Annotated in this window: 24 protein-coding genes and 1 tRNA gene; 22 read left to right on the top strand and 3 right to left on the bottom strand. The window is 68.2% G+C overall.

Features of this window, described 5'->3' with window-relative positions:
- Window positions 1-146 precede the first annotated feature (146 nt).
- From secF to H9L41_RS20110, 11 genes are all read left to right on the top strand, one after another.
- Entirely contained in the window at window positions 147-1,094 is a 948-nt protein-coding gene (gene secF, locus H9L41_RS20150; RefSeq protein WP_028444895.1) for a protein translocase subunit SecF, read from the top strand.
- 49 nt (window positions 1,095-1,143) lie between these two features.
- Window positions 1,144-1,800, top strand: coding sequence for a DedA family protein (locus tag H9L41_RS20145; RefSeq protein WP_028444896.1), 657 nt, complete (start codon window positions 1,144-1,146; stop codon window positions 1,798-1,800).
- The gene (gene bioC, locus H9L41_RS20140) at window positions 1,797-2,681 is read left to right on the top strand and encodes a malonyl-ACP O-methyltransferase BioC (protein ID WP_028444897.1); all 885 of its coding nucleotides are present in this window, start codon (window positions 1,797-1,799) and stop codon (window positions 2,679-2,681) included. Before H9L41_RS20145 ends, bioC begins: the two co-directional genes overlap by 4 nt.
- A 9-nt stretch (window positions 2,682-2,690) precedes the next feature.
- Window positions 2,691-3,383: a dethiobiotin synthase gene (gene bioD / locus H9L41_RS20135; protein WP_051318729.1), complete on the top strand. Its 693-nt coding sequence runs from the start codon at window positions 2,691-2,693 to the stop codon at window positions 3,381-3,383.
- A 176-nt stretch (window positions 3,384-3,559) separates the two neighbouring features.
- Window positions 3,560-4,684 carry a cytochrome c oxidase subunit II gene (coxB, locus tag H9L41_RS20130; RefSeq protein WP_051318730.1) on the top strand — a complete coding sequence of 375 codons (1,125 nt, stop codon included), beginning with the start codon at window positions 3,560-3,562 and terminating at the stop codon, window positions 4,682-4,684.
- Window positions 4,685-4,709: 25 nt separating this feature from the next.
- On the top strand, window positions 4,710-4,871 hold the full coding sequence (locus H9L41_RS25875; protein WP_308419541.1) for a hypothetical protein: 162 nt from the start codon (window positions 4,710-4,712) through the stop codon (window positions 4,869-4,871).
- Entirely contained in the window at window positions 4,871-6,379 is a 1,509-nt protein-coding gene (locus H9L41_RS20125; RefSeq protein ID WP_308419540.1) for a cytochrome c oxidase subunit I, read from the top strand. Before H9L41_RS25875 ends, H9L41_RS20125 begins: the two co-directional genes overlap by 1 nt.
- Window positions 6,349-6,447 (top strand): cytochrome oxidase small assembly protein, encoded by a 99-nt coding sequence (locus H9L41_RS25190; protein WP_211236811.1) that lies wholly within the window; start codon window positions 6,349-6,351, stop codon window positions 6,445-6,447. The genes H9L41_RS20125 and H9L41_RS25190 overlap by 31 nt, the downstream gene beginning before the upstream one ends.
- Before the next feature lies 1 nt (window position 6,448).
- Entirely contained in the window at window positions 6,449-6,997 is a 549-nt protein-coding gene (locus H9L41_RS20120; protein ID WP_028444900.1) for a cytochrome c oxidase assembly protein, read from the top strand.
- Complete coding sequence (locus H9L41_RS20115; protein ID WP_028444901.1) at window positions 6,994-7,206, top strand: DUF2970 domain-containing protein; 213 nt, start codon at window positions 6,994-6,996, stop codon at window positions 7,204-7,206. The genes H9L41_RS20120 and H9L41_RS20115 overlap by 4 nt, the downstream gene beginning before the upstream one ends.
- A 97-nt stretch (window positions 7,207-7,303) precedes the next feature.
- Window positions 7,304-8,155 carry a cytochrome c oxidase subunit 3 gene (locus H9L41_RS20110; RefSeq protein ID WP_028444902.1) on the top strand — a complete coding sequence of 284 codons (852 nt, stop codon included), beginning with the start codon at window positions 7,304-7,306 and terminating at the stop codon, window positions 8,153-8,155.
- Window positions 8,156-8,215: 60 nt separating this feature from the next.
- Here the strand turns inward: H9L41_RS20110 and H9L41_RS20105 are convergent, their stop codons facing one another.
- A complete protein-coding gene (locus H9L41_RS20105; protein WP_028444903.1) occupies window positions 8,216-8,416 on the bottom strand; it encodes a twin transmembrane helix small protein in 201 nt (66 codons plus the stop codon).
- A gap of 65 nt (window positions 8,417-8,481) precedes the next feature.
- Between H9L41_RS20105 and H9L41_RS20100 the strand changes: the two genes are divergently transcribed.
- The 7 genes from H9L41_RS20100 to H9L41_RS20075 all read left to right on the top strand — a co-directional run bounded on the left by H9L41_RS20100 (window position 8,482) and on the right by H9L41_RS20075 (window position 13,154).
- Window positions 8,482-9,165, top strand: a complete 684-nt coding sequence (locus H9L41_RS20100; protein WP_028444904.1) for an SURF1 family protein — start codon at window positions 8,482-8,484, stop codon at window positions 9,163-9,165.
- The gene (locus tag H9L41_RS20095; RefSeq protein WP_028444905.1) at window positions 9,162-9,725 is read left to right on the top strand and encodes a redox-active disulfide-containing membrane protein; all 564 of its coding nucleotides are present in this window, start codon (window positions 9,162-9,164) and stop codon (window positions 9,723-9,725) included. Before H9L41_RS20100 ends, H9L41_RS20095 begins: the two co-directional genes overlap by 4 nt.
- A 4-nt stretch (window positions 9,726-9,729) precedes the next feature.
- Window positions 9,730-10,425, top strand: coding sequence for a COX15/CtaA family protein (locus H9L41_RS20090; protein WP_265583855.1), 696 nt, complete (start codon window positions 9,730-9,732; stop codon window positions 10,423-10,425).
- Entirely contained in the window at window positions 10,359-10,703 is a 345-nt protein-coding gene (locus H9L41_RS25185) for a COX15/CtaA family protein (protein ID WP_265583854.1), read from the top strand. Before H9L41_RS20090 ends, H9L41_RS25185 begins: the two co-directional genes overlap by 67 nt.
- A gap of 48 nt (window positions 10,704-10,751) precedes the next feature.
- A complete protein-coding gene (cyoE, locus tag H9L41_RS20085) occupies window positions 10,752-11,663 on the top strand; it encodes a heme o synthase (protein ID WP_034606077.1) in 912 nt (303 codons plus the stop codon).
- Window positions 11,664-11,666: 3 nt separating this feature from the next.
- The gene (locus H9L41_RS20080) at window positions 11,667-12,251 is read left to right on the top strand and encodes an SCO family protein (protein ID WP_028444908.1); all 585 of its coding nucleotides are present in this window, start codon (window positions 11,667-11,669) and stop codon (window positions 12,249-12,251) included.
- 186 nt (window positions 12,252-12,437) lie between these two features.
- A complete protein-coding gene (locus H9L41_RS20075; RefSeq protein ID WP_051318731.1) occupies window positions 12,438-13,154 on the top strand; it encodes a flagellar brake protein in 717 nt (238 codons plus the stop codon).
- On the opposite strand, the gene H9L41_RS20070 is transcribed toward H9L41_RS20075, so the two are convergent.
- Window positions 13,136-14,029, bottom strand: a complete 894-nt coding sequence (locus H9L41_RS20070) for an NAD-dependent epimerase/dehydratase family protein (protein WP_028444909.1) — start codon at window positions 14,027-14,029, stop codon at window positions 13,136-13,138. The genes H9L41_RS20075 and H9L41_RS20070 overlap by 19 nt on opposite strands.
- Before the next feature lie 42 nt (window positions 14,030-14,071).
- Here H9L41_RS20070 and H9L41_RS20065 point away from each other — a divergent pair, with 42 nt between their 5' ends.
- Both H9L41_RS20065 and H9L41_RS20060 read left to right on the top strand, forming a co-directional pair.
- Window positions 14,072-15,094, top strand: a complete 1,023-nt coding sequence (locus H9L41_RS20065) for a CDP-6-deoxy-delta-3,4-glucoseen reductase (RefSeq protein WP_028444910.1) — start codon at window positions 14,072-14,074, stop codon at window positions 15,092-15,094.
- A gap of 25 nt (window positions 15,095-15,119) precedes the next feature.
- Window positions 15,120-15,195: transfer RNA gene (locus tag H9L41_RS20060), tRNA-Thr, on the top strand.
- Window positions 15,196-15,324: 129 nt separating this feature from the next.
- Here H9L41_RS20060 and H9L41_RS20055 read toward each other — a convergent pair.
- A complete protein-coding gene (locus tag H9L41_RS20055; RefSeq protein ID WP_028444911.1) occupies window positions 15,325-15,504 on the bottom strand; it encodes a hypothetical protein in 180 nt (59 codons plus the stop codon).
- A gap of 464 nt (window positions 15,505-15,968) precedes the next feature.
- On the opposite strand from H9L41_RS20055, the gene glgB reads away from it, so the two are divergent.
- Together glgB and glgX are read left to right on the top strand one after the other, a co-directional pair.
- Window positions 15,969-18,137: a 1,4-alpha-glucan branching protein GlgB gene (gene glgB / locus H9L41_RS20050; protein WP_028444912.1), complete on the top strand. Its 2,169-nt coding sequence runs from the start codon at window positions 15,969-15,971 to the stop codon at window positions 18,135-18,137.
- Between the two features lie 43 nt (window positions 18,138-18,180).
- Window positions 18,181-20,268, top strand: coding sequence for a glycogen debranching protein GlgX (gene glgX, locus H9L41_RS20045; RefSeq protein WP_034606079.1), 2,088 nt, complete (start codon window positions 18,181-18,183; stop codon window positions 20,266-20,268).
- Window positions 20,269-20,362: the final 94 nt, after the last annotated feature.

Below are 20,362 nucleotides of genomic sequence, written 5' to 3'. Positions count from 1 at the left end.
CATCCCGTAGGTCGGAATCCGTTCCGGCGGTGCACTGGTTCAGCGCCGCTGCCGGAACGAATTCCGGCCGACGAAACCGGAATCATGCGATCGGCGCTCCGAGCGGAATGCCGGTCCACTGCAAACAGTCGCCAGGCCAAACCATGATCGAACTGTTCCATTTCAAGAAAGACATCCCGTTCATGAGCTACGGGAAGCTGACGACGACCATCTCGCTCGTCACCTTCCTGCTTGCCGTGTTCTTCCTGGTCGCGCGCGGCCTCAACCTGTCGGTCGAGTTCACCGGCGGCACGGTGCTAGAAGTGCGCTACAGCCAGCCGGCCGACCTGAACCAGGTGCGGCACCAGGTCGAAGGACTCAAGCTCGGCGGCCAGAGCAAGGAAATCCAGGTGCAGGCGCTCGGCACCACGCGCGACGTGATGATCCGCCTGCCCACCGTGGCCGGCGCCACCAGCGCGCAGCTGTCCGAGACCGTGATGGCCGAACTGCGCAAGACCGACGCCCAGGTCGAGCGCCGCAAGGTCGAGTTCGTCGGCCCCTCGGTCGGCGACGAGCTGGTCACCCACGGCCTCACCGCGCTGCTGCTGGTCTGCGTCGGCATCATCATCTACCTCGCCATCCGCTTCGAATGGCGCTTCGCCGTGTCGGCCATCCTGGCCAACCTGCACGACGTGGTGATCATCCTCGGCGTGTTCGCCTTCTTCCAGTGGGAGTTCTCGCTCACCGTGCTGGCCGCGGTGCTGGCGGTGCTGGGCTACTCGGTCAACGAATCGGTGGTGGTGTTCGACCGGATCCGCGAGAACTTCCGCAAGGCCGGCATGCGCGGTCGCAGCGTGACCGAGGTGATCGACAACGCGATCACCGCCACCATGAGCCGCACCCTCATCACCCACGGCTCGACCGAGACCATGGTGCTGGCCATGCTGATCTTCGGCGGCCCGGCGCTGCACGGCTTCGCCATGGCGCTGACCATCGGCATCGTGTTCGGCATCTATTCCTCGGTGCTGGTGGCCTCGCCGCTGCTGCTGCTGTTCGGCCTGACGCGCGAGAACATGGTCAAGCCGGTCAAGGTCAAGGACGAGGCCGTCGTCTGATTCACCGGGCCGGCCCGCGCGGGCCGGCCGCCCCTATATCGAGCCGCCCGTGGACTTCAGCCTGATCGACCTCTTCCTCCATCTCGACCAGTACATCGCCACCGCGGTGACGCTGTACGGGCCGTGGATCTACCTGTTCCTGTTCGCGGTGATCTTCTGCGAGACCGGCCTGGTGATCTTCCCCTTCCTGCCCGGCGACACCCTGCTGTTCGTCGCCGGCGCGGTGGCCGCCACCGGCGGCATGGACCCGTGGCTGCTGTCGGCCTGCCTGTTCTCGGCCGCGGTGCTCGGCGATTCCACCAACTACCTGATCGGCCGTGCCGCCGGCCACCGGCTGTTCGCCAATCCCGATTCCAAGCTGTTCCGCCGCGAACACCTCGACCGCACCCATGCGTTCTACGAGCGCCACGGCGGCAAGACGGTGGCGATGGCGCGCTTCGTGCCGGTGGTGCGCACCTTCGCGCCCTTCGTGGCCGGCATGGCCCAGATGCCCTACCTGCGCTTCCTCGGCTTCAGCGTGCTCGGCACGCTGGCCTGGGTCGGCATCCTGGTGCCGCTGGGCTACCTGTTCGGCAACGTCGAGTTCATCAAGCGCAACCTGTCGCTGATCGTGCTGATCGGCGTCGGCGCGGCGGTGCTGCCGGTGCTGCTGCGCGTCGTGCAGATGCGCCTGGCGGCTGGCCGCGCGGCGCGGGCGTCCGAATGAGCGAAGCGTTCTATACCGACAAGCGCCAGGTCCGCCGCGCCTTCGATCGCGCGGCTGCCAGCTACGACGGCGCCGCCGTGCTGCAGCGCGAAGTGGCCGACCGCATGCTGGAGCGGCTCGAGCTGGTCAAGCTGGAACCGGGCCGCATGCTCGACGCCGGCTGCGGCACCGGCTACGCCGGCCCGAAATTGCGCACGCGTTTTCCCGATGCCCGCCTGGTCGAGCTCGATCTCGCCCTGTCGATGCTGAAGCTGGCGGCCGGCAAGGTCGGCCTGCTCGGCCGGGTCCTCGGCCGCGGCAACTGGCAGGTTTGCGCCGATCTCGAATCGCTGCCGCTGGCCGACGGTTCGCTCGGCCTCTTGTGGTCGAGTTTGGCGATCCAGTGGCTCAACGAGCCCGACCGGGCCTTCCGTGAATTCCACCGCGTACTGCGGCCCGAAGGCCTGCTGATGTTCAGCACCTTCGGCCCCGATACGCTGATGGAGCTGCGCGGCGCTTTCGCCGCCGCCGACGACAAGCCGCACGTCAACCGATTCATCGACATGCACGACCTCGGCGACGCGCTGAGCCACGCCGGCTTCAGCGCGCCGGTGATGGACATGGAGAAGATCGTGCTCACCTATGCCGACGTGCGCGACGTGATGCGCGACCTCAAGGCGATCGGCGCCCACAACGTCGCCGTCGGCCGGGGCAGGGGGCTGATGGGCAAGCAAGCCTTCGCCCGTGCCGAGGCCGCCTACGAGAAGCTGCGCCGCGACGGCCGCCTGCCGGCCACCTACGAGGTGGTCTACGGCCATGCCTGGAAGCCGGCGCCCAAGCCCGGCTTCGCCGATGGCCGCCAGGTGATCGAATTCCGGCCGCGACCGCAGGGGCGCCAATAAAGAGGGTCCATGAGAGGGTATTTCGTCACCGGTACCGACACCGAAGTCGGCAAGACCTACGTCACCGCCGCGCTGCTGCGCGCCGCCGCGGCAGCCGGCCACCGCGCGGTCGGCATGAAGCCGATCGCCTCGGGCTGCACCGTCAACGCCGCCGGCACGCTCGACAGCGAGGACGTGCTGGCGCATGCCGCCGCCGGCAACGTCGCCGCCGCGCGCGAGCTGGTCAATCCCTACGCCTTCCTGCCGCCGATCTCGCCGCACCTGGCGGCATGCGAGGCCGGCGTGAGCATCGATTTCGAGCTGATCGCCGCGCGCTACCGCGAGCTGGCCGGCATGGCCGACCTGGTGCTGGTCGAGGCCGCCGGCGGCTGGCTGGCGCCGATCGACGAGACGCGCAGCATGGCCGACCTGGCCGCCGCGCTCGGCCTGCCGGTGATCCTGGTGGTCGGCCTGCGGCTGGGCTGCCTCAACCACGCGATGCTGACCGCCGAGGCGATCCGCGCGCGCGGCGCGACGCTGGCCGGCTGGGTCGCCAACTGCATCGACCCGTCCATGCGCGCGCGCGCGCAGAACCTCGACTACCTGGCGCGACACCTCGGCGCGCCTCTGCTGGCTGTCCTGCCTCACCGTGTCAATGCGGAAAAAGCCGAATCGAATCAAGAGCAAATGCTCGGATTCGAGCTCGAAAGGCTTGTTGGATAAGGATTTCTGCCAGTTCTGGCCGTTGAGCCACCCTAAGTCCTCTGTTAGGATTCGTGCGACTTTTTGCCGCGGCCTTGACGCCGGTCAAGACAAGGCAAGAAACGACACGACGCCGGAACACCGGCGCAGAAGCGAAACTCGCCCGCATCCGCGGGCGCGTCGTTACTGGGGACAACATGAAGAAACGCGCATCGTGGTCGATCGCAGCGCTGGCGCTTCTTGCCGGCGCACCTGCCTTGGCCGAGTACAAGTACAACCTGCAAACGCCCGTCACCGATCTGGCCGGCAAGGTCTACGACCTGCACACCTTGCTGCTGATCATCTGCACGGTGATCTTCGTGGTGGTGTTCGGCTTGATGTTCTATTCGATCTTCAAGCACCGCAAGGACGCCGGCCACAAAGCCGCCAATTTCCACGAAAGCACCACCATCGAACTGGTGTGGACCATCATCCCGGTCCTGATCCTGGTGGCCATGGCCTGGCCCGCGACCAAGGTCATCATCGCCCAGAAGGACACCCGCGGCGCCGACATGACCATCAAGGTCACCGGCTACCAGTGGAAGTGGGGCTACGACTACCTCGAGGACGGCATCAGCTTCCATAGCCGCCTCGCCACCCCGCAAGAGCAGTACGAGAACTACGAAGGGCAGAAGCCGGTGCGCAACGCCGACTATCTGCTCGAGGTCGACAACCCGGTCGTGGTGCCGGTCGGCAAGCGCGTGCGCATCCTGACCACCGCCAACGACGTGATCCACTCGTGGTGGATCCCGGCCTTCGGCGTCAAGCAGGATGCCATCCCGGGCTTCATCCGCGACACCTGGTTCAAGGCCGAGAAGGAAGGCGTCTACCGCGGCCAGTGCGTCGAGCTGTGCGGCAAGGACCACGGCTTCATGCCCATCGTCGTCAACGTCGTCTCGGAAGAGAAGTACAAGGCCTGGGTCGACGAGCAGAAGAAGAAAATGGCGGCCAACCAGGACGATCCGAACAAGGTCTGGACCATGCCCGACCTGGTCGCCCGCGGCCAGAAGGTCTACGAGGCGAACTGCGCGGTCTGCCACAAGTCGGACGGCAAGGGCCAGGGCGCCTTCCCGGCGCTGGACGGCTCGAAGATGGCCGGCGACCCGGCGCATAAGGCCGATCACATCCATATCGTGCTGGAAGGCAAGAACGCCATGCCGGCCTGGGGCAAGACCCTGTCCGATACCGAGATCGCCGCGGTGATCACTTACGAGCGCAACGCCTGGGGCAACAAGACCGGCGATCTGCTGCAGCCCGCCGACATCAAGGCCGCCCGCAAGTGATGCACGGACAGCGAGGAGACAGAACATGACCACCATTCATCCCGATCACGTGCACGGTCACGACGACCATGACCACGCCCACGATCACCCGACCGGCCTCGGCCGCTGGGTGACCGCCACCAACCACAAGGACATCGGCACGCTCTACCTGTGGTTCGCCTTCATCATGTTCCTCTCGGGGGCGTGATGGCCTTGTGCATCCGGCTCGAGCTGTTCCACCCGGGCCTGCAGTTCTTCAAGCCCGAACTGTTCAACCAGTTCACCACGCTGCACGGCCTGATCATGGTGTTCGGCGCGATCATGCCGGCCTTCACCGGCCTGGCGAACTGGATGATCCCGCTGATGATCGGCGCGCCCGACATGGCCTTCGCCCGGATGAACAACTGGTCGTTCTGGCTGCTGCCGCCCGCCGCGGCGCTGCTGCTGATCAGCTTCGCCGTGCCCGGCGGCGCCGCCGCGGCCGGCTGGACGCTGTACGCGCCGCTGGCGACGCAGATGGGCATGGGCATGGACCTGACCATCTTCGCGGTCCACATCATGGGCATCTCGTCCATCATGGGCGCGATCAACATCATCACCACCATCCTGAACATGCGTGCGCCGGGCATGACCCTGATGCGCATGCCGATGTTCGTCTGGACCTCGCTGATCACCGCCTACCTGCTGATCGCGGTGATGCCGGTGCTGGCCGGCGCGGTGACCATGGTGCTGACCGACCGCCATTTCGGCACCAACTTCTTCAACGCCGCCGGCGGCGGCGACCCGGTGCTGTACCAGCACATCTTCTGGTTCTTCGGCCATCCCGAGGTCTACATCATGGCGCTGCCGGCCTTCGGCGTGGTCAGCCAGGTGATCCCGACCTTCGCCCGCAAGGTGCTGTTCGGCTACCACTCGATGGTCTACGCCACCTCGTCGATCGCGATCCTGAGCTTCATGGTGTGGGCCCACCACATGTACACCACCGGCATGCCGGTGACCGGCCAGCTGTTCTTCATGTACGCCACCATGCTGATCGCGGTGCCGACCGGCGTGAAGGTGTTCAACTGGATCGCCACCATGTGGAAGGGCTCGATGACCTTCGAGACCCCGATGCTGTTCGCGATCGGCTTCGTCTGCCTGTTCACCATGGGCGGCTTCTCCGGCGTGGTGCTGTCGGTCGCCGCGGTCGACATCCAGCTGCAGGATACCTACTACGTGGTGGCCCACTTCCACTACGTGCTGGTGGCCGGCGCGCTGTTCTCGCTGTTCGCCGCCGTCTACTACTGGCTGCCGAAGTGGACCGGCAACATGTACCACGAGAGCCGCGGCAAGATTCACTTCTGGTGGTCGATGATCGCCTTCAACGTGACCTTCTTCCCGATGCACTTCCTCGGCCTGGCCGGCATGCCGCGCCGGATCCCGGACTACGCGACCCAGTTCACCGAGTTCAACTCGATGGCATCGGTCGGCGCGCTGGCCTTCGGCCTGGCCCAGGTCTACTTCCTGTTCGGCGTGCTGCTGCCGACCATCAAGGGCGGCGCCGGCCCGGCTCCGCAGAAGCCCTGGGAGGGCGGCAACACGCTCGAGTGGGAAGTGCCGTCGCCGGCGCCGTTCCACACCTGGGAAACCCGCCGAGCCGCGAGCTGGTCGAGAAGCTCACCGCCGAACAGAAGCTGCATTGAGCCATGCGTGACAAGAACCTGCGTACCGCGCTGATCCTGGCCAGCGTCGCCGCCGTGCTGTGCGCGGGCTTCATCGCGCGCTTCTGGCTGTTCGGGCACTGAGATGGCGGTCGCGCAAGCGGACAACCGCCGGCTGCTGGGCAAGCTGCTGGTCATCGCGGTCGGCATGTTCGGCTTCGGCTTCGCGCTGGTGCCCTTCTATCAGAAGTTCTGCCAGGTCAGCGGCATCAACGACCTGATCAAACCGGCCGAGGTGAAGAACACCCAGGTCGACCAGGCGCGCACGGTGACGGTGCAGTTCGATGCGAACATCCGCAGCGAACTGCCGTGGAGCTTCACGCCGGAGAAGACCCAGCTCGCGGTGCATCCGGGCCAGCTGGTGCAGGTGGTCTACGACGTCGAAAGCCGTTCGGACCGCGCCATCGTCGGCCAGGCGGTGCCCAGCTACGGCCCGAGCCGCGCGGCGGACTACTTCAACAAGCTCGAATGCTTCTGCTTCAAGCAGCAGACCTTCCAGCCCGGCGAGAAGCGGCGCATGCCCGTGGTGTTCGTGATCGACCCGAAGCTGCCGGCCGACGTCCACACCATCACGCTGTCGTACAGCTTCTTCGAAGTGGAGGGCACGGCCAAGCCGGCGCCGGGACAATCATGAGCGAACCGCAATCCGACAAGCCCAGCCTGAACCCGTTCCGCGCCGTCGCGACGGTGCTGTCGGCCTTCATCGGCATCCGGCGAGGCAAGGATTCGAAGAGCGACATGCAGAAGCTGCATCCGGTGCAGATCATCCTGGCCGCGCTGATCTGCGTGGCGGTGTTCATCGCCATCCTGGTGCTGCTGGTCAGGAATATCGTGCCGCATTGAGGCACGCCCGCGGCGGCAAGGCCGCGGCAAGAAACAGGAAATACCGGCCGCGAGGCCGTTCCATATAAACGAGGACCCCATCAAGGGAGTAGACAATATGGCAACGCATCAACCCGACTACTACGTACCGGCGCCATCGAAGTGGCCGCTGGTCGGTTCCTTCGCGCTGTTCTTCATCGGCCTCGGCGCTGCGCTGTCGGTGAATTCGGTCGACATCGGCTGGGCTTCGCTGGCGGTCGGCTTCGCCATCCTGCTCTACATGCTGTTCGGCTGGTTTGGCGACGTGATCGGCGAATCGGAGAAGGGCGTCTACTCCAAGCGCGTCGACCTGTCGTTCCGCTGGGGCATGGGCTGGTTCATCTTCTCCGAGGTGATGTTCTTCGCCGCCTTCTTCGGCACGCTGTTCTACCTGCGCACCATCTCGGTCCCCGAGCTCGGCGACATGCAGCACAAGCTCCTGTGGCCCGACTTCAAGGCGATGTGGCCGACTTCGGTGGCGCCCAACGGCACCGCACCCTACGAAGTGATGGCCGCCTTCGGCTTGCCGGCCTGGAACACCCTGATCCTGCTGACCTCGGGCGTGACGCTGACCTGGGCGCACTGGGGCCTGATGAAGAACAACCGCGGCCAGCTCAAGCTCGGCCTCCTGGTCACCGTGCTGCTCGGCGCGCTGTTCCTCTGCCTGCAGGGCTACGAATATGCGCATGCCTGGGGCCATATGGGCCTGACGCTCGCTTCCGGCGTCTACGGCGCGACCTTCTACATGATGACCGGCTTCCACGGCATGCACGTGTTCATCGGCGCGCTGATGCTGGCGGTCATGTATTTCCGCTCGCTCAAGGGCCATTTCACCGCCGAGCATCACTTCGCCTTCGAAGCCGCGGCCTGGTACTGGCACTTCGTCGACGTGGTCTGGCTGATCCTGTTCGTCTTCGTCTACTGGCTGTAAGCCCGTATGAAAAAAGGGTGCGGCGGATGCCGCACCCTTTTTGTTGCCGCAACGGGCCGGTCAGCCGACCGGATGCGGCTGGGTCCAGCCGAGCTTCCAGGCCAGCATCAGCAGCAGGAACAGCCCGATCGACAGCGCGACGCGCAGGGTCAGCGCGCGCACCGTGCGCTCCGAGGCGCCCTTGTGGCGGATCAGCGTGAACAGCGCGCTGCCCATGGCAAGCAGGATGCAGACGATCAGCAATACGACGACGATTTTCATGGCGATGTCACACGAAGGCGATGGCCGAGTGTAGTCGCCGTCCCCGCCTCCCGCCAAATCGCTTCATGTCCTTCCGCCGTCCCCGCCTGATCGTCCTGATCGCCACCGTGCTGTTCGTGGCGCTGACCGTGCGCCTCGGTTTCTGGCAGCTCGGCCGCGGCCTGCACAAGGCCGAGCTGGCCGAACTGCGCGCGGCGCAGGCGCTCAAGCCCGTGGCGCCGTGGCAGGGCGAGCTCGGCGAGACGGCCTGGCAGCGCCGCTTCAGCGTGCGCGGCGTATGGCGGCCCGAGGGGCAGATCTTCCTCGACAACCGCGTGCGCGCCGGCCAGGCCGGTTTTCACGTACTGGCGCCGCTGCAACTGGCGGATGGCCGCTGGCTGCTGGTCAACCGCGGCTGGCTGCTCAAGCGGCCCGGCGTCGTGCCCCAGGCGCCGCTGCCGGCCGGCGAGCAGGTGCTGACCGTGCGGTTCGAGCCGCCGGCGCAGCACTACGTCGAGCTGGCCGGCGACACCGCCGCCGGCGCGGTCTGGCAGAACCTCGACTGGACGCGCTACCGCGCCAGGACGCAGGCGCCGTTGGTGGCCGCGCTGGCCTGGCAGCTCGACGGCGCGGATCCGCTCGCGCGCGACTGGCCGGCGCCCGGCCTCGGCATCGAGAAGCACTACGCCTACGCCGGCCAATGGTTCCTGTTCGCGGCGCTGGCAGCCTTCCTATTCATCTTCCTGCACTGGAAACGTCGAAGCGAATGAGCACTACCGACAAGAAATCCGGCCGCCGCACGCTGTTCCTGCTGATCGCCATCACCATCGCGCCGGTGCTGGCGTCCTACCTGGCCTACTACGTCTGGAAGCCGCAGGGCGGCATGACCTACGGCGAATTGCTGAAGGTCGGCCCGGTGCCGGCCTTCGCGATGCAGACGCTCGACGGCAAGCCGGCCAGCCTGGCCGAATTCAAGGGCAAGTGGGTGTTGGCGATGGCTGACGGCGCCGGTTGCGCGGCCGCTTGCCAGGACACGCTGCATGCGCTGCGCCAGTACCGGATCGCCCAGGGCAAGGAGATGCCCCGCATCGAGCGGCTGTGGCTGCTGACCGACGCCGGCCAGCCGAGCGCCGCCGCGCTGGCCGCCGCCGACGGCGCCCAGCTGCGCCGCGCGCTGGCGCCGGTGCCGCTGCCGGGCGAGCTGGCCACCGGCTTCTACCTGATCGACCCGCTCGGCAACCAGGTGCTGCGCTACCCGCGCGACGCCCAGCCGGGCCAGGTCATCAAGGAACTCGGCAAGATCCTGAAGAACAACCAGAACCTCGGCTGATCCCATGTTCAAGAAACTCACCCTGCTGGCCGTCGTCTGGACCTTCTGCCTGATCGTGCTCGGCGCCTACGTGCGCCTATCCGACGCCGGCCTCGGCTGCCCCGACTGGCCCGGCTGCTACGGCAAGCCGACGCCGATCCACGCGATCGAGGAGATCAGCGCCGCCCATGCCGACATGCCGCACGGGCCGGTCAGCCTGACCAAGGCCTGGAAGGAGATGATCCACCGCTACTTCGCCAGCGGCCTGGGCCTGCTGGTCCTGGTCCTGTCGGTGCTGGCGGTGCGGCAGCGCGAGCGGCTGCGCCAGTCGCCGGCATTGGCGGTCGTCACCTTCTTCGTGGTCTGCTTCCAGGGCGCGCTCGGCGCCTGGACCGTGACCATGCTGCTCAAGCCGGCCATCGTCACCGGCCACCTGATCGGCGGCATGACGCTGCTGGCGTTGCTGACCTGGCTGGCACTGCGCCAGCGCGAATGGCCGGTGGCGACCCGCGACGGCGGCGGCCTGCGCCGGCTCGCCGCCGTCGGCCTCGCGGTGGTGGCCTGCCAGATCGTGCTCGGCGGCTGGGTCAGCACCAACTACGCCGCGCTGGCCTGCGCCGATTTCCCCACCTGTCAGGGGCGCTGGTGCCGCAGATGGACTTCCGCGACGCCTTCCACGTGCTGCGCGAGCTCGGCCAGACACCCGACGGCGCGATGCTGACGATGGCCAATCTGACCGCGATCCACTGGCTGCACCGGCTCGGCGCGCTGGTCACCTTCTGCTATGTCGGCTGGCTGGCTTGGCGCTTGTATGCACAAGGCGTTTTGCGTAGCCTTGCCCTCGCCATCGCGGCGGTGCTGCTGCTGCAGGTGGGCCTGGGCATCGCCAACGTGCTGCTCCAACTGCCGCTGCCGATCGCGGTGCTGCACAACGCCGGCGCGGCGCTGCTGCTGACCCTGACGGTGATCCTGAATTTCCGGCTGGCGTCGCGCCGTTAGGCGCGGCGAGGCGACGAGATGAAACCCGAGCGTGTAGGAGACGACGCCATGTCCGCTACCACCCTGACCCGGCCCGCGCCGGGTCTCAAGGCGCGTGCGCGCGAATTCCTGGCCCTGGCCAAGCCGCGCGTGGTCTCGCTGATCGTGTTCTGCGCGGTGATCGGCATGTTCCTCGCGGTGCCCGGCCTGCCGCCGCTGGTGCCGGTGCTGGCCGCCACCGTCGGCATCGCGCTGGTCGCCGGCGCGGCGGCCGCGATCAACTGCCTGGTCGAGCAGCGCATCGACGCGCTGATGGCGCGCACCCGCGCCCGGCCGCTGCCGCGCGGCCAGGTGACCAGCAGCCAGACGCTGGCCTTTGCGCTGGCGGTCGGCGGCGTCGGCCTGGCGCTGCTGCACGAGTGGGTCAACCCGCTCACCATGTGGCTGACGCTGGCGACCTTCGTCGGCTACGCCATCATCTATACCGTGGTGCTCAAGCCCAACACGCCGCAGAACATCGTGATCGGCGGCGCCTCGGGCGCCATGCCGCCGATCCTCGGCTGGGCCGCGGTGACCGGCGAGGTCAGCCACGACGCGATGATCCTGTTCCTGATCATCTTCGCCTGGACCCCGCCGCATTTCTGGGCGCTGGCGCTGTACCGGCGCGACGACTATGCGCGCGCCGGCCTGCCCATGCTGCCGGTGACCCACGGCGAGGTCTTCACCCGCCTGCACGTGCTGCTCTACACGCTGATCCTGACCGCGGTGACCCTGCTGCCGGTGGCCACCGGCATGTCCGGCCTGATCTACCTGGCCGCTGCGCTGGCGCTCGACGGCGTGTTCATCGCCTATGCCTGGCGCATCTGGCGCAACTATTCGGACGCGCTGGCGCGCAGCACCTTCCGCTACTCGATCCTCTACCTCTCGCTGCTGTTCGCCGCGCTGCTGCTCGACCACTACTTGCGTTTCCCGCTCGGATAAGCCATGCGACGACTGCTCGCCCTGTTCACCCTGGCCCTGGCGCTCGGCCTTGCCGGCTGCAGCAAGGATCCGGCCACCGCCTTCGAGGCGACCGACATCACCGGCGCCGACATCGGCGGCGATTTCCGCCTGACCGGCCACGACGGCAAGCCGCACGCGCTGGCCGATTTCAAGGGCAAGGTGGTGGTGCTGTTCTTCGGCTACACCCATTGCCCCGATGTCTGCCCGACCACCATGAGCGAGCTGGCGGCCGCCATGAAGACGCTCGGCGGGCGCGCCGCCGAGGTGCAGGTGGTGTTCGTCACGGTCGATCCGGAGCGCGATACGCAGGCGCTGCTGGCCCAGTACGTGCCGGCCTTCGACCCGTCCTTCCTCGGCCTGACCGGCACGCCGGCCGAGGTCAAGGCGGTGGCCGACCGCTACCGGATCGTGTTCCAGAAGTCCGGCAGCGACGACAAAAATTACACGGTCGATCACAGTGCCGGGAGCTATATTCTCGACAAGGCCGGTAAACTGCGCGTCTTCGTCAATTACGGTGCCGGGGCCAAGGTCTTCGCCCACGACATCGACCTGTTGCTGCGCGGCTGAGCGGCATAACGCCGGGGAGGCCGATCGTCCGCGATCGGCGGCGGCGGATGGATAGCTGGGTCATGATGCGCCCGCACGGCGACGGGGCGCGGTACCCTCATAACAATGTCCGGAACGACAGTGGCGGATCAGGAAAACACTCATTCATCTGAAGGCAAGGGCCCGGTCGCCCTGATCCCGGAAGGCGTGGATGTCAGCCAGTTCCTGCTGTACACGCCGATGGAGATCGGCTTCGTGCTGCGTGCGCTGGCGCAGAAGAACGACCTGATCTCGATCTACTTCGATCACGGCCGCAATTCCTTCCTGTCGACCATCCTCGACGCGGATTCCAAGCAGAAGCGCTTCTGGTTCGACGTCAGCGGCACCGAGGCGATCAACCGCGGCCTCCTGCGCGCCGACCATGTGGTCTTCGTCGCCGCGCAGGAGGGCGTCAAGATCCAGTTCGTGCTGCCCGGCGGCGTGGCCATGGACGACTACGACGGCCGCCCGGCCTTCTCGGCACGCTTCCCGGACGACCTGATCAAGCTGCAGCGGCGCGAGTACTTCCGGCTCGAGACGCCGATCGGTCGGCCGCTGGTCTGCCGCATGCCGCATCCGAACGGCCGCATCCTCGAGTTGCCGCTGCACGACATCTCGATCGGCGGCGTCGGCCTGTGGATGCAGGGCGCGGTCGACATCCAGCAGCTCGACGTGTTCCAGGGTTGCCGCATCGACCTCGGCACCTTCGGCCTGGTCGAGGTCTCGCTCGAGATCCGCAGCAAGCGCCAGGTGACCAAGCGCGACGGCACCGTGCAGTCGATGCTCGGCGCGCGCTTCGTCGACCTGCCGCGGCAGACCGAGAATCTGCTCCAGCGCTACATGGCGCAGCTGGAGCGCGAGCGCCATCAGCTGCTGCGCAACTGATCCGCGCGCAGAGCCGCCAGCAGTCCCTCCGGCGTCGGATGACGCAGTCCCAGTCGCAATTCCCGCTTGAGCCGCGTGTTGATCAGCCGGCGCGATTCCCGCATGAAGGACCACAAGGCCGGCGACACCTGCCGCACGATCTCGTCGCGCGGCAGCCTGGGCGGCCGCGGCAGGCCGGCGGCGTCGGCAACCCGGTCGAACCACTCGCCCATGGTCCATTCGCTGTCGTCGCAGGCGTGGTAGACCCGGCCCGGCCGGCCGCGCCACAGCGCCAGCGCGGCCGCCATGGCCAGGTCGTCGGCATGGATGTGGTTGCTGAAGCCGTCGTCGCCGGCCGCCAGCGCCGGCGTGCCCTTGTGCAGGCGTTCGAGCGGCAGCCGGTCCTGCGCATAGATGCCGGGCGCGCGCACGATCGCCACGCGGCAGCGGTTGCGCCGGCCGAAGTCGCGCAGCAGCTGCTCGGCGGCGACCCGGCGCAGCGCGCGCGGCGACTCCGGCCGCGGCGGGCGCGACTCGTCGAAGCGTGCGCCGGCACAATCGCCATAGACCCCGGTCGTACTGATGTAGGCAACCCTGCGTGGTAGAATCGCGCCCCGTGCCAGCGCCGCGGCCAGCCGCCTGCTGCGCGGGTCGCCGTGGCCTTCGGCCGGCGGCGGCGCGCTGTGCAGCAGATGGTCGGCCAGCCCGGCCAGGCGCCGCAGCGTGGCCGGCCGGTCGAGGTCGCCGATGATCGGCACGACGCCGAGCGCGCGCAGCGACGCGGCCTGCTCCTCGCCGCGGCACAGCGCCAGGACGCGGAAGCGCCGCGTCAGCCAGGGCAAGGCCCGGCGTACCACGTCGCCGCAACCCACGATCAACAGTCTTCTTTTGTGCATGACGCGATTCTAGCCGCGTCGTGCCTGCCAGCAGGAATCGCGATGTCCCAGCTTTTCATCGAGCCGAGCAAGCAGCAGGTCACCGTCGAAGCCGGGGACACCATCCTCGACGCCGCGCTGCGCGCCGGTTTCAACATGCCCTACGGCTGCCGCAACGGCGCCTGCGGCGCCTGCAAGGGCCGCGTGCTGGCCGGCGAAGTGCGGCAGCGCGAGCATTCGACCTCGGCGCTCAACCTGACCGAGCAGAACCAGGGCATGGCGCTGTTCTGCTGCGCCGAGCCGATCGGCGACGTGACCATCGAATGCCGCGAGATCCTGGCCACCAAGGACATCCAGATCCGCACGCTGCCGTGCCGGGTCGAGAAGATCGACCGCGTCTCGCACGACGTGGCGGTGCTGGCGCTGAAGCTGCCGACCAATGAGCGGCTGCAGTTCCTGGCCGGCCAGTACATCGACATCCACACCAAGGACGGCAAGAAGCGCAGCTTCTCGCTGGCCAATCCGCCGCACAACGACGACTACCTGCAGTTGCACGTGCGGCTGGTGCCGGGCGGCGCCTTCTCCGAATACGTGCACAACTCAATGCGCGAGCGCGAGATCCTGCGCTTCACCGGGCCGCTCGGCTCGTTCTTCCTGCGCGAGGAATCGGACAAGCCGATCATCTTCATCTCGAGCGGCACCGGCTTCGCGCCGATCAAGAGCATCGTCGAGTACGCCTGGCAGAAGGGCATCCAGCGCGAAATGATCCTGTACTGGGGCGCCCGCACGCTGGCCGACCTCTACATGCCCGAGCTGCCGAGCCAGTGGCAGGCCGAGCATCCGAACTTCACCTTCATCCCGGTGCTCAGCGAACCGCTGCCCGAGGATGCCTGGCACGGCCGCACCGGCTTCGTGCACGAGGCGGTGCTGCACGACTTCGCCGATCTGTCGGGTTACCAGGTCTATGCCTGCGGCGCGCCGGTGATGGTCGAGGCCGCCCACGGCAGCTTCACCGGCCGCGGCCTGCCGAGCGAGGAGTTCTTCTCGGACGCATTTTTCATGTCCAAGGACCTCGGCAAGAGTTGAAGCCTTGCTATAATCCGCGTCCTTCGCCGGTATAGCTCAGTTGGTAGAGCAGCTGCCTTGTAATCAGCAGGTCACCAGTTCGATTCCGGTTGCCGGCACCAGAGATTCAAAAGGGGTTACGCCCAGGCGTAGCCCCTTTCTTTTTCGACGCCCGGCATGTCATGTCCGGCATGCTTGCGGAAAGCGGAAGGCCGGGCACTCGCCCGGCCTTCTCGCCCTTACCGCCCGTTCTATACGCCGCCTTGCGCGCGTGGCAGCGCGCTGCGGTCGTCGGGCTTGTCCTGCCACAGCCTGAGGTAACACACGCCCCGCCGGCACTTGGTCTCCGCCACGTAGCCGAGCGCCCGGTAATGGGCGGCCACTTCGGCGACGGTGCGGGGATCGGCCTGGCTGAAAAGTTGGATCAGCATGGCGGGCTCCTTGCGGGGCGGGTGCCCCACCCACCTTATCGGCCGCCAGCCCGGAAAGTTGATGGGCGGGGCCGAGTAAAGTTGTCGTCAGCCCGTTGCAAAACGCCTGCAATACGCGGCCGGCAGACTGCGCGCCACTTGCCTGCCGTCCTCTGGACGTGGATCCGGCAGTGGCTCAGGCCCGGACGAGCCCAAGGTTGCCGGGCACCAATCGCGCGCCCCCGCCTGACCTCGGGGCGCAGTCCTTTGCGGCGGCGCTCGGTCGCATGCCGTGGCGCGCGCACCGGCATCGTCAGCGGCCGGATGGCTGCAGTTCGCATCCAAAGCGCTTTCGTGCGAGCATCGGGTCGGTGGCGGCGCTGGCCGGCGTGTAGCGTCGCCGGCGTGCCTACACGGTCGGCACCGTCTAGGATGCTAGGGTTGGGACGATGGGCCCGGATACGAACAAACAAGCGGGAGCAGGCATGACGGGCGCAACGCTCGACCATTGGGTGATGGAGGCGATCTGCCGCGGCGAACACGCCGATCCTTTCGCGGTGCTCGGCCCGCATTGCGTCGAGGCGGGCCTGGTGGTGCGGGCCTGGCTGCCGGAGGCGGGCCGGGTCGAGGTGATCGACCTGGCCGGCGCGACGCTCGGGGTGCTCGATGCGCTCGACGAGCGTGGACTGTTCGGCGGCCTGCTGCCGCCGCAGCCCGAACCGTTCCGCTACCGGCTGCGCGTGGCCTGGCAGGCCGCTCAGCTCGATCTCGACGATCCTTACCGCTTTCCGCCGCTGTTGCAGGCCGACGAGCTGTGGCTGATCGGCGAAGGCAGCCACCGCCGGCTGTGGCAGTCGCTCGGCGCGCAGGCGGTCAGCCATGACGGCGTCGAAGGCATCCGTTTCGCCGTCTGGGCGCCGAACGCCAAGCGCGTGTCGGTGGTCGGCGACTTCAATTACTGGAACGAGACCGCCCACCCGATGCGGCTGCGGCGCGAATGCGGCGTGTGGGAGCTGTTCCTGCCCGGCCTGGAGGACGGCGCGCGCTACAAGTACGCGGTGCTCGACTGGGACGGCCGCACGCTGCACAAGGCCGATCCGCTGGCTTTCGCCGCCGAGCTGCGGCCGGCCACCGCCTCGCGCGTCGCCGCGCTGCCGGCGCCGCCGCGGCCCGGTCCGGCGGCCGGGCTCGACCGGCCGGTCAGCATCTACGAGGTGCATCCCGGTTCCTGGCGGCGCAAGCCGGAGGACGGCAACGGCTGGCTATCCTGGCGCGAGCTGGCCGAGACGCTGATCCCGTATGCGCTCGACCTCGGCTTCACCCATCTCGAACTGCTGCCGGTCAGCGAGCATCCGTTCGACGGCTCCTGGGGCTACCAGCCGACCGGGCTGTATGCGCCGACCTCGCGCTTCGGCACGCCGCAGGATTTCCGCGATTTCGTCGACGCCGCGCACGCGGCCGGGCTCGGCGTGATCCTCGACTGGGTGCCCGGCCACTTCCCCGAGGATGCCCATGGCCTGGGCCGCTTCGACGGCACCCACCTATACGAGCACGCCGATCCGCGCGAGGGCTTCCACCGCGACTGGAACACGCTGATCTATAACTGGGGCCGGCGCGAGGTGGCCAATTTCCTGGCCGCCAACGCGCTGTTCTGGCTCGAGCGCTACGGCATCGACGGCCTGCGCGTCGACGCGGTGGCCTCGATGCTCTACCGCGACTACAGCCGGCCGGCCGGCGAGTGGGTGCCGAACGTCCATGGCGGCCGCGAGAACCTCGAGGCGATTTCCTTCCTGCAGCGTACCAACCACTGGGTCGGCGTCGAGGCGCCGGGCCGCATCACGCTGGCCGAGGAATCGACCGCCTTCCCCGGCGTGTCGCGCCCGCCCGAGCACGGCGGCCTCGGCTTCCACTACAAGTGGAACATGGGCTGGATGCACGACACGCTGCAATACATGCGGCGCGATCCGATCCACCGCGGCCATCACCACGGCGAGCTGACCTTCGGGCTGTCCTACGCGTTTTCCGAGAACTACGTGCTGCCGCTGTCGCACGACGAGGTGGTGCACGGCAAGGGCTCGCTGCTGGCGCGCATGCCGGGCGACGACTGGCAGCGTTTCGCCAACCTGCGCGCCTACTACGGCTATATGTGGGCCCATCCGGGCAAGAAACTGCTGTTCATGGGCGGCGAATTCGCCCAGCAGCGCGAGTGGAACCACGACGCCAGCCTCGACTGGCATCTGCTCGGCGAGGCGCGCCATGCCGGCGTGCAGGCGCTGGTGCGCGACCTCAACCGGCTCTACCGCGAGCAGACGGCGCTGCATGCGCTCGATTGCGCGGCGGCCGGCTTCGAGTGGGTCTGCGGCGACGACGCCGAGCAGTCGGTACTGGCCTGGCTGCGCCACGACGGCCGCGGCGGCCACCTGCTGGCGGTCAGCAACTTCACGCCGGTGACACGCCATGGCTACCGGCTCGGCGTGCCGCGGGCCGGCTGCTGGCACGAGGCGCTGAACACCGATTCGCTGCATTACGGCGGCGGCAACGTCGGCAACGGCGACGCCGCCAGCCAGCCGATCCCCTGGCACGGCCAGGCCCATTCGCTGCAGCTGACGCTGGCGCCGCTGGCGACGCAATGGTTCGTCTGGGTGGGCGATTGATGGCGGCTGCGGTGCTCATGAATTCATGCGAAGGGAGTGCGCCATGGCGCTCGCGCTAGGCCTGGTCCCTGGCGATCCGTTCCGGCTCGGCAGCCACTGGGACGGCGAAGGCGTCAATTTCGCGGTCGCCGCGCTCAATGCCGACCGCGTCGACCTGTGCATCTTCGACGCCAGCGGCCAGCGCGAGCTGGCGCGGCTGCCGCTGCCGGGCAACCACGCCGGCGTCTGGCACGGCTACCTGCCGGGCGCCGAGCCGGGGCTGATCTACGGCTTCCGCGCCCACGGCCTGTGGGCGCCCGAGCGCGGCTACCGCTACAACCCGGCCAAGCTGCTGGGCGACCCGTACGCGCGCATGCTGCACGGCGACTACGGCGGCGAGGCGGTGCTGTGCGACCACCTGCCGGGCGACCCGAGCCGGGCCGACCCGCGCGACAGCGGGCCGGTGGCGGTCAAGTCGGTGGTCTACGCGGCCGGTACCGGCGGCTACGGCGAGACCGACTGGCGCGGCGACCGCCGGCCGGCGGTGCCCTGGGCCGACACGGTGATCTATGAATTGCACGTCAAGGGCTTCAGCCAGCTCAACCCGGACGTGCCGGCCGAGCTGCGCGGCACCTATGCCGGCCTGGCCCACCCGGCCAGCGTCGACTGGCTCAAGTGGCTGGGCGTGACCACCGTCGAGCTGCTGCCGGTGGCGGCGATCGGCGACGAGGGCCACCTGCTGTCGCGCGGACTGCGCAACTACTGGGGCTACAACCCGCTGGCGCTGATGGCGGTCGAGCCGCGCTACGCCGCCAGCGGCGACCCGATCCACGAATTCCAGGAGATGGTGCGCACGTTGCACCACGCCGGCCTGGAGGTGGTGCTCGACGTCGTGTTCAACCACACCGCCGAGGGCGGCATCGGCGGCCCCACCCTCAATCTGCGGGGGCTCGACAATCACGCCTATTACCGGCTGACGCCGAACGGCCATTGCGAGAACTGGACCGGCACCGGCAACACGCTGAACCTGGCGCAGCCGCGCTGCCTGCAACTGGTGCTCGACGCGATGCGCTTCTGGGCCGGCGAATGCCATGTCGACGGTTTCCGCTTCGACCTCGCCACCATCCTGGCGCGCGGCGCCGACGGCAGCTTCGAGGCCTGGTCGGCCTTCTTCGCCGCGGTGCAGGCCGATCCGCTGCTGGGCCGGCTCAAGCTGATCGCCGAGCCGTGGGACGTCGGCTTCGACGGCTACCGGGTCGGCGGCTTCCCGCCCGGCTGGGCCGAGTGGAACGACCGTTACCGCGACACCATGCGCAGCTTCTGGCTGCACCACGGCCCGAGCCGCGGCGAGTACGCGCGCCGGCTCACCGCCTCGAGCGACCTGTTCGAGCGGCGCGGCCGGCGGCCGGCGACCAGCATCAATTTCCTGACCGCGCACGACGGCTTCACGCTGCGCGACCTGGTCAGCTACAGCCACAAGCACAACGAGGCCAACGGCGAGGACAACCGCGACGGCCACGGCAACAACCACAGCTGGAACTGCGGCGCCGAGGGGCCGACCGACGACCCGGGCGTGAATGCGATCCGTGGCTCGATGCAGCGCGCGCTGCTGGCCACGCTGCTGTTCAGCCAGGGCACGCCGATGCTGCTGGCCGGCGACGAGCTCGGCCACAGCCAGTTCGGCAACAACAATGCCTATTGCCAGGACAACCGGATCAGCTGGATCGACTGGAGCACGGCCGACATGCGCCACGCCGAGTTCGTCGCCCGGCTGATCGCGCTGCGGCGCCACTACCCGGCGCTGCGCCACGCCGACTGGTTCAGCGCGGTGGCGCACGGCGGCTACGAGCGGCGCGACGTCGACTGGCGCAATGCCGAGGGCCGGCCGATGACGCCGGGCGAGTGGGACGGCCATGCCACCTTCAGCCTGTCGGTCGAGCTCGGGCCCGAGGGCGTGCGCAAGCGCTGCCTGCTGCTGATCAACGCCGAGGCCGGCCCGGTGCTGTTCACGCTGCGGCCGGGCCGCTGGCTGCGGGTGCTCGACACCGCCGATCCCGATGCCGGCGAGGCGCTGTACCAGCACCAGATCGAGGTGGCGGCCAACGCGGTATGGCTGCTGGTGCACGACAGCGGCGGGCGGGTGACCTGGTAGGGCGCGGTCAGGCGAGATCCTTGGCCGGATCGCGCAGGAGCGGCCGGCCCGTCTTGGGCTTCGGCCGCGCATGGCCATCGCGCTTGCCCGGCCA

Origin of the sequence: Chitinimonas koreensis (genome assembly GCF_014353015.1) — a bacterium.
Taxonomy (GTDB): Bacteria; Pseudomonadota; Gammaproteobacteria; order Burkholderiales; family Chitinimonadaceae; genus Chitinimonas; species Chitinimonas koreensis.
Note: the sequence above shows the minus strand (reverse complement) of the source record. Positions and strands in the feature narration are given on the sequence as shown.

Excerpts from the sequence above, each read along its gene's own strand:
- bioC (WP_028444897.1), top strand. The coding sequence starts at position 1,797 with ATGAGCGAAGCGTTCTATACCGACAAGCGCCAGGTCCGCCGCGCCTTC.
- bioD (WP_051318729.1), top strand. The coding sequence starts at position 2,691 with ATGAGAGGGTATTTCGTCACCGGTACCGACACCGAAGTCGGCAAGACC.
- coxB (WP_051318730.1), top strand. The coding sequence starts at position 3,560 with ATGAAGAAACGCGCATCGTGGTCGATCGCAGCGCTGGCGCTTCTTGCC.
- H9L41_RS25875 (WP_308419541.1), top strand. The coding sequence starts at position 4,710 with ATGACCACCATTCATCCCGATCACGTGCACGGTCACGACGACCATGAC.
- H9L41_RS20125 (WP_308419540.1), top strand. The coding sequence starts at position 4,871 with ATGGCCTTGTGCATCCGGCTCGAGCTGTTCCACCCGGGCCTGCAGTTC.
- H9L41_RS25190 (WP_211236811.1), top strand. The coding sequence starts at position 6,349 with ATGCGTGACAAGAACCTGCGTACCGCGCTGATCCTGGCCAGCGTCGCC.
- H9L41_RS20120 (WP_028444900.1), top strand. The coding sequence starts at position 6,449 with ATGGCGGTCGCGCAAGCGGACAACCGCCGGCTGCTGGGCAAGCTGCTG.
- H9L41_RS20115 (WP_028444901.1), top strand. The coding sequence starts at position 6,994 with ATGAGCGAACCGCAATCCGACAAGCCCAGCCTGAACCCGTTCCGCGCC.
- H9L41_RS20110 (WP_028444902.1), top strand. The coding sequence starts at position 7,304 with ATGGCAACGCATCAACCCGACTACTACGTACCGGCGCCATCGAAGTGG.
- H9L41_RS20105 (WP_028444903.1), bottom strand. The coding sequence starts at position 8,416 with ATGAAAATCGTCGTCGTATTGCTGATCGTCTGCATCCTGCTTGCCATG.
- H9L41_RS20100 (WP_028444904.1), top strand. The coding sequence starts at position 8,482 with ATGTCCTTCCGCCGTCCCCGCCTGATCGTCCTGATCGCCACCGTGCTG.
- H9L41_RS20095 (WP_028444905.1), top strand. The coding sequence starts at position 9,162 with ATGAGCACTACCGACAAGAAATCCGGCCGCCGCACGCTGTTCCTGCTG.
- H9L41_RS20090 (WP_265583855.1), top strand. The coding sequence starts at position 9,730 with ATGTTCAAGAAACTCACCCTGCTGGCCGTCGTCTGGACCTTCTGCCTG.
- H9L41_RS25185 (WP_265583854.1), top strand. The coding sequence starts at position 10,359 with ATGGACTTCCGCGACGCCTTCCACGTGCTGCGCGAGCTCGGCCAGACA.
- cyoE (WP_034606077.1), top strand. The coding sequence starts at position 10,752 with ATGTCCGCTACCACCCTGACCCGGCCCGCGCCGGGTCTCAAGGCGCGT.
- H9L41_RS20080 (WP_028444908.1), top strand. The coding sequence starts at position 11,667 with ATGCGACGACTGCTCGCCCTGTTCACCCTGGCCCTGGCGCTCGGCCTT.
- H9L41_RS20070 (WP_028444909.1), bottom strand. The coding sequence starts at position 14,029 with ATGCACAAAAGAAGACTGTTGATCGTGGGTTGCGGCGACGTGGTACGC.
- H9L41_RS20065 (WP_028444910.1), top strand. The coding sequence starts at position 14,072 with ATGTCCCAGCTTTTCATCGAGCCGAGCAAGCAGCAGGTCACCGTCGAA.
- H9L41_RS20055 (WP_028444911.1), bottom strand. The coding sequence starts at position 15,504 with ATGCTGATCCAACTTTTCAGCCAGGCCGATCCCCGCACCGTCGCCGAA.
- glgB (WP_028444912.1), top strand. The coding sequence starts at position 15,969 with ATGACGGGCGCAACGCTCGACCATTGGGTGATGGAGGCGATCTGCCGC.
- glgX (WP_034606079.1), top strand. The coding sequence starts at position 18,181 with ATGGCGCTCGCGCTAGGCCTGGTCCCTGGCGATCCGTTCCGGCTCGGC.